This is a genomic window from Polaribacter vadi, assembly GCF_018861005.1.
Lineage (GTDB): Bacteria > Bacteroidota > Bacteroidia > Flavobacteriales > Flavobacteriaceae > Polaribacter > Polaribacter vadi_A.
On record NZ_JAHKQL010000012.1, the window covers coordinates 1 to 6,933 of the forward strand.

9 protein-coding genes are annotated in these 6,933 nt (G+C 27.4%); 1 reads left to right on the plus strand and 8 read right to left on the minus strand.

Annotated features, from left to right (window positions below; all coding sequences use genetic code 11):
- Positions 1 to 543: 543 nt before the first annotated feature.
- The 5 genes from KO506_RS06810 to KO506_RS06830 all read right to left on the minus strand — a co-directional run bounded on the left by KO506_RS06810 (position 544) and on the right by KO506_RS06830 (position 4,024).
- The gene (locus KO506_RS06810) at positions 544 to 942 is read right to left on the minus strand and encodes a hypothetical protein (protein ID WP_215994151.1); all 399 of its coding nucleotides are present in this window, start codon (positions 940 to 942) and stop codon (positions 544 to 546) included.
- A 165-nt stretch (positions 943 to 1,107) separates the two neighbouring features.
- Positions 1,108 to 1,707: a hypothetical protein gene (locus tag KO506_RS06815; RefSeq protein ID WP_215994152.1), complete on the minus strand. Its 600-nt coding sequence runs from the start codon at positions 1,705 to 1,707 to the stop codon at positions 1,108 to 1,110.
- Between the two features lie 158 nt (positions 1,708 to 1,865).
- Complete coding sequence (locus KO506_RS06820) at positions 1,866 to 2,150, minus strand: hypothetical protein (RefSeq protein WP_215994153.1); 285 nt, start codon at positions 2,148 to 2,150, stop codon at positions 1,866 to 1,868.
- Between the two features lie 24 nt (positions 2,151 to 2,174).
- A complete protein-coding gene (locus KO506_RS06825) occupies positions 2,175 to 2,663 on the minus strand; it encodes a hypothetical protein (protein WP_215994154.1) in 489 nt (162 codons plus the stop codon).
- Positions 2,664 to 3,400: 737 nt separating this feature from the next.
- Positions 3,401 to 4,024: a hypothetical protein gene (locus KO506_RS06830; protein WP_215994155.1), complete on the minus strand. Its 624-nt coding sequence runs from the start codon at positions 4,022 to 4,024 to the stop codon at positions 3,401 to 3,403.
- Between the two features lie 379 nt (positions 4,025 to 4,403).
- Between KO506_RS06830 and KO506_RS06835 the strand changes: the two genes are divergently transcribed.
- Complete coding sequence (locus KO506_RS06835; RefSeq protein WP_215994156.1) at positions 4,404 to 4,559, plus strand: hypothetical protein; 156 nt, start codon at positions 4,404 to 4,406, stop codon at positions 4,557 to 4,559.
- A 4-nt stretch (positions 4,560 to 4,563) separates the two neighbouring features.
- Here the strand turns inward: KO506_RS06835 and KO506_RS06840 are convergent, their stop codons facing one another.
- The 3 genes from KO506_RS06840 to KO506_RS06850 form a co-directional block, all read right to left on the minus strand.
- Complete coding sequence (locus tag KO506_RS06840; protein ID WP_215994157.1) at positions 4,564 to 4,755, minus strand: hypothetical protein; 192 nt, start codon at positions 4,753 to 4,755, stop codon at positions 4,564 to 4,566.
- Between the two features lie 114 nt (positions 4,756 to 4,869).
- On the minus strand, positions 4,870 to 5,346 hold the full coding sequence (locus KO506_RS06845; RefSeq protein WP_215994158.1) for a hypothetical protein: 477 nt from the start codon (positions 5,344 to 5,346) through the stop codon (positions 4,870 to 4,872).
- 187 nt (positions 5,347 to 5,533) lie between these two features.
- Positions 5,534 to 6,022: a DUF7000 family protein gene (locus KO506_RS06850; RefSeq protein ID WP_215994159.1), complete on the minus strand. Its 489-nt coding sequence runs from the start codon at positions 6,020 to 6,022 to the stop codon at positions 5,534 to 5,536.
- Between the last annotated feature and the right edge of the window lie 911 nt (positions 6,023 to 6,933).

Here is a 6,933-nt window from a genome sequence, read left to right on the forward strand (position 1 = left end):
CCGCGAGGACTTTCGTAAATAGGCTTTTACCAAGCAATTAATTTTACACGGTGTTGGCAACTGGCTTTTTTTCTTTTGTTATTTTCTTAATTATTATTCCGCTAATAAAAGTCGAGATTATTGTAAAAAATAGAATCATTCTATAATTCAAATTATTCTGATGATATTTTAAAATTCCGTCATTCATTATTGGGTTAGTCACAGTTATATTTATAAACTGACTTTCAAGAAAGCAGAAAAGACAGTAAAAAATCGGAACTAAAATTAGATAGACAAAATTCAGCCATAATACTTTTTTAATAGAACGGATTTTTCGAGAGGTGAAATAAAATCCGATTGGGATTAAAGTCAGAATGAAAGCGATGTCTGTCTCAAAAATTCTGAAACCTTTTCCGCCATAATATCCAAGTTCATAATTTGCTAAATATTTTACCGTTCTGCGTGTCAAAATCCGATAGTCTATTTCATATCGCATTCCAATAATAAAAGTCAGAATTACGATAATAATTAGTGAAATCAGTTTTCGTTTTTTTGATAGCATTTTTAATCTGTTATTTCTACTAATTCTAAATCTTTAATAACTTGATTAATATCAAATTCAAAACTCTTTGGAATATTCACAGTTGCTATACTTCCAAGGTCAACTTGCCAAAATCCGCCTCTTTTAGTTAATTCATCTCCAAGCATTCGGTAATCAGATTCTTTATAGTTTGGTTGTAAACTAAATCTTCGAGTAATGAATTCCGATTTCTTGAGAATTTTCACAACTTCGTGTTTGTTTTTAGAGTTAATTTTGGTTTCAAATTCAACACCTAAAGTCAATTGGTTATTAAACAAATCATTGTCAATCATCCGAAATTGGATTTCAGTTATTTGTTCAACGCAAAGAGTAGTCGTTACTTTCTCTCTTTTGTCATAAACTTCAATTTCGACTTCTTTCATTTTTTAGCGTTCTGATTTTTGCTTGTTGCCAACGTTTGTGTATAAGATTAGTGGCGCGTTTAAGCACCTAATTTAGCAAATAAACACCAGATAGAAAATCCGCGAGGATTTTCGTAAGTAGGCGAGAACTAGCCATTAATTTTATACGGTGTTGTGCATAGTTTTTTATTCCGCAATATCTATTATCAGACCTTTGCGAGTTAATCTATAATTTTCACCTGATTTAATCAGACTTTTATTTTTAATCAGTTCAGTCAATTCAGTTTCTTGATTTTTGTTAATTTCAATAATTCCATTCTTTTTGAATTCAGATTTTAGTTTCATTAGTGATTCTAACATATTTTCATTGAAATAAGCATTTCCACAAACAAATACTTTTTTGTTCTTTTCAACAACAGATTCCAATTTTTTAAGAAATCTAACTAAATTCAAAATCATTAAATGTAATTTTGAAGCTTTGTAATACAATTTCATTTGTTTTCCATTGTATTCTGTGTCAACTGAATTCAGTCCGTTTACAATTGGTTTATTGTCATATTCTCCAACTAGAAAATTCAAGTCATTTTTAATTCCATCTGCCAGCATTTTTATTCCATCTATTGGAATTTCGTTGTCAGAGAAACTATTGAATTTCGTATCGAATTTATGTTCAATTTTCAGCGTGTGATTTCGTAAAAAAGTATAAATATCAGAGGATTCATTCCAAAATATTCTGTCTTGAAATTCTTCATTTTCTATTATCTGTATGTAAATTCCTCTGTTCATTTCTCAAATTATGCACAACGTTGTTGTATATGGTTTGTTGCGTGTTTCAAGCAACTAATTTAGTAAATAATTACGGACAAAGAAAGTCCGCGAGGACTTTCGTAAGTAGGCTAGAAGCCAGCAATAAATTATATACGGTGTTGTAGCACGTTTTTATTTTATGCAACGCTAATAGTATTAATTATTCCACCAATAATAATTAAAATAACCATTATCAAGTAACTTCTTTTTTTTGATATTTTTCCTATCGTTAATTTTATTCCAAAGTATAAGTTTATAATACTTAATAAAATATTTGAAAATAAAACCCAATTTGGATAGACAAATAAGTAAGACAAATTTGGGTTTTGGTAATTTATATAAAGATTGATTATTTGATTTAACCAATAAATAGATAAAGAGGTTTGTACCAAACCTAAAAGGATATGAATATTTTTTTTCATATCAGAGTTTTAATTCAAGTTTCATTATTCACATTTATTTAATTCCGAATAATATTTAATTGGATTACGATTTTTATATTTTATTTCACTTATTGATTCACAAAATTTTTCCTTGTCCGCATTTATTATTAATTCTAAATACTCAATAAAACTCTCTGCATATTCACCATTTGCAAAACTCGCTAAATTTAAACTTGGCAAATAGAAATCATTATTTTTTCCAGAAGTCACTTCTTCAAAAATCAGTCGAGTAGTTTCATAGAAAAAGTCAGTTTTTCCCATTTTGTGGTCAGGACCAGTTGTTCCGTAATAAATGTCAAATTCAGCATAATTTTCAGGAACTAATTTTATTAAAAAGGGTTTAGGTATTTCCTTTTTAGTTAAATATAGTTCAGACGCAATATTTAAGTTTTTTTCATATTCAGCTTCATTCAGAGTTTTCAATTCAGACGAATTCTCTAAAGTCAGAAATGAAATAATTATTAAAAAGCTTGAAGTTAAAATTTTACTCATAGTTTTTTCTCAAATGTGCTACAACGGTTTTGTATATGGTTTGTTGCGATGTTTAAGCATCTAATTTAACAAATATAAACTAAAACAAAAACTCCGTAAGAATAATTGTAAATAGGCGAGAAGCAGCAATAAATTATATACAGTGTTAGCTATAGGTTTTAATTTTTTAGACAACGAGTAAATTTCGTTTTAATAATTAAACAACTATTTTTTATAAAACACTCACTTAAAAATCAAAAAAAAATCTCCGAATTAAAAACCCGAAATTTTTAAAATGCGTTCAGTTGTGAGTTAATAAACCTGATTTTAGTTAAATTACGACCTGTACAATTAAGCAACTTTATCATTTATATTTTATTGAGTTCAGCCGTACGTTTTGACATTCCGCTTATCAGCCTAAAGTGGATATTTTTCAATAATTACGAAATAATGGACTGAAGTTGGGCAATCCTAAAACCAAAATTAGTTTTTAGTTGTATTGCGTCTGAGTTGGAATTTTTTTGAGCAATACTCCTTAAACTTTACGGTTGGACACAGACTTTTCTTAAATTACCTAAACCTCTAATAACTCACTGAATTTAGTAGGTGAGTGAACTTGTTGCTAACGTTGTTGTATAAGGAAAGTTGCGGTTTTGTCAGCGAGGAATTTCCGAAGGAAATTCAGAAGTTGGCAAAAATGCAACTACCTTTAATTAAGCACTAATTTAGCAATTTTTTTTATACGGTGTTAGCACCTGTTATTTTTTGTAATATTGAATTTTTCTTTCTTTTCTAATTATTTCACTTTCAGATTTTACCCAATTATTTTCAAAATCTAATTCGTAAGTGAAATTTTCAGTTTTTGTTTTTTTTCCTTCATAAAATCTTTCCTTTTTGATTATGTTTCCTAAATTGTTATGATAAAATACTTCTCTCCATTCAGATTTAGGAAAAATATCTTTTCTCAGTATTTCCTTTTTGTTTTCTTTAGGGTAGATTTTTATTTGAGTTGTTAGATCCGGATTTCCTCTTAAAAACTCCTTTGTTATTGTTGTTAAACTGTCAGGATAATAGAATTTAAAAGTTCTCAAACCGTCAGAATTCACGTACCTAAAATTTTTTTCAATGATTTTTCCAGAAGAATCTATTTTAAAATTTGTCATACAATGAAGTTTGTTTTCATAATACTCCTCTTTTTTTAATAAACCAAGATTATTATAAATGTACAAATGAGTGTTAGTAGTATCTCCGTCTGAAATTATTATTTCTTGTTCTAAATTATTTTTATTGTCGTATTTGAAAAGTTTTTCTCCATATGATAAATTTGGTTCAAAACGGAATTTACTTTTTTCAATATTTCCGTCTTTTCTGTAGATTTTCAATTCTACCGATTTTAACGTGTCATTTTTAAAAGTTTTAGTTTCTATACTTTTTACTTTTCCAAATAATTTACTTTCAATAAATTCCGAATTCGTATTTTCAGATTTTTTATTACAAGAATAAAATAACCCAAATAAAAGCAGAAATTTTATTAAAATGCTCGATTTCATAATTGGTGCTAACGTGTTATGTATAACATTAGTTGCTAATTAAGTAAATAGAATAATTAAATTAGTTCAATATCTACACAATAAGCAATATCTATTTTTAGATAAGCTATTAGTAGCAATTAATTTTATACGGTGTTGGCAACAGTATTTTAACTATTGCCTTGTAATTCCTTCATTAACACAATTATTTTAATCTTTAAATTTAATTGTGATGTCAAAATTCGTTCCTTTTAAAAAAACAACTGAAAATATTTGGAAATATACAGAAGATGGAGACCATTATCTATATAAAACCATAAGTAAATTCAGATTTTTAGGAATTTGTTTTTACAGTTCGATTGTTTTAAAAACAGGCGACATTCAATAATAAATTATTTCACGTTTTGGTCTCTTAAAGTATATAAAACTGTAAAATTAGATATTGTATTACTGTTTATTGTTTCAGTTGAATCTATAACCCAACCTTTTTCAAGATGTTCGTTTATTTCTTTAAATTCAGTTGTTCTTTCATTTTGATCCATTTCCAAGCTATTGTTTACTGTTACTGATATTACTTTTTTCATATTTACTTATTTTAATTATTATGATTATTAATACTAAATTTCTAAAAAAACTCAATTCAATTTGCAAAACAATTTTTGCTTTAATAGGATTTGTTGTTTTTTATTCAGCTTTACTTAAACCAGAAGTTTTCCTATGGCTATACCAACTCCTATCGCAGAAAGTATAAGTCCCCAATAATTTTTCAGAAGTGATGATATTTTCAATTCCTCTTCTAAATTTCTTATTGTTTTCTGATATTCAATACTTTCAATTTGAAGTGTTTTTAACTTCGTTTCAAGACTTTTTTTATTTTTCTCTTTATCTATATTTTCTTTTTTAACTCTTTCAATTTCTGTAAAACCTCCTTTTTCTAAAAAAGGTATTGTTAAATCATTAGAACTTATATGTACAGGGAATTTTTCATAAACTTCTGCTACTTTAGGTTGTTCTTCTTTTATCTGAAAAATAAGGTCTTTAACTTGTCCTATTTTCATATCATTAAATAATAAACGATGGATGCTTTCAGCTTTTATGCCTTTATACATTGAGTTTTCTTGACTTATAGATTCAAGTATTAAATCTTTTTTATCCTTTTCCATATTCCTTTCCATTCACTATCTATTCTTTTTATTATCTTATTATATTGTTGCCAACGTGTTTGTATATGGTTTGTTGCGTGTTTCAAGCAACTAATTTAATAAATAATTAATGACCAAGAAAGTCTGCGAGGACTTTCGCAAGTAGGCAAGAAGCTAGCAATAAATTATATACGGTGTTGTGCGTAGGCTTTTTTATTTATCAATTTAGTGTTTTCAGGTAGTCCAATATTTCATCCGAAACTTTAATCATTTCGTTCTCTATTTGTTCAGTCAATGCGTTCAGGTTATTGAAATCAGGATTTTCCACCAATGTGGTTTCAAGAATTGAATATTTAGGCATTTCCGTTTTGTCCTTATTCCACTTTGTCGCTTTTAACAATTCCCAATATTTCTTTTGATTTGGTATGGTATTTCCCAAAAGCCAAACCTCAAACCTCATTTCCAAATGATTTAATACAAGACCGAGTTTAAGCTTTTTACTTTTTAAAAAATCGTTCGAATAGTAGAAATATGTATAGTCCATATATCCGTGAAGAATTCCAGCAAACGAATATTGGTCAGAAAGACTTTTAATGAAATCCGTTCTTAATTTCATAACAAATTTCACTAATTCGTTATAAGCTATTAATATGTCTCCTTTCTCTAATTGTTCTTTATAAATCGAAACATATTTGTTCAAATTCTCCATTTATGTTCTTATTAAATTCTTTAGTTCACGATTTTGTCAGCTTACGCACAACGTGTTTGTGTAATAAAAGTTGCGATTTTTAAAGCACTAAAGTTAGTAAATAAATGATAAACCATTAAAATTTTTGATATTTTTCGTAAGTAGGCGAGAAGTAGCAATTTTTAATACACGGTGTTGGGCGTAGGTATTTAATTTTTCAAATTTTTCTAAATTAATTTCCTGTTTTCAAGCATTTTAAATTTGGTTCAGTTTGGTAGATTTTGTTTTTCAGTTTTCTTAAATTTCCAGCTTCTTGTAGTTTTCCTATATTCTTATCTTAAAATTCAAGATTTTAGTTTTTGGTTGAGTATGGTTGAGTTTGCACTTCAGTTTTCTTAAATTTCCAACATCTTGTAGTTTCCCGATATTATTGTCTTAAAATTCAGGATTTTAGTTTTTGGTTAAGTTTGATTGAGTTTGCACTTCAGTTTTTTTAAATTTCCAGCTTCTTGTAGTTTTCCTAAATTATTGTCTTAAAATTTAAAATTTTAGTTTTTGGTTCAGTTTGGTAGATTTTGCTTTTCAGTTTTCTTAAATTTCCAGCTTTTTGTAGTATTCCGATATTATTGTCTTAAAATTTAAGATTTTAGTTTTTGGTTGAGTTTGGTAGAGTTTACTTTTCAGTTTTCTTAAATTTCCAGCTTCTTGTAGTTTTCCGATATCATTGTCTTAAAATTCAAGATTTTAGTTTTTGGTTAAGTTTGGTAGAGTTTACTTTTTTTAAATTTCCAACTTCTTGTAGTTTTCCTACATTATTATCTTAAAATTTAAAATCTCACTTCATTTTTTTGAAAATTAACCATTTTTTCTAGTTATAAGTCTATTTGTTGAGGTTCAGTTTTTACTTACGCCCAACGTGATTGTGTATTGAA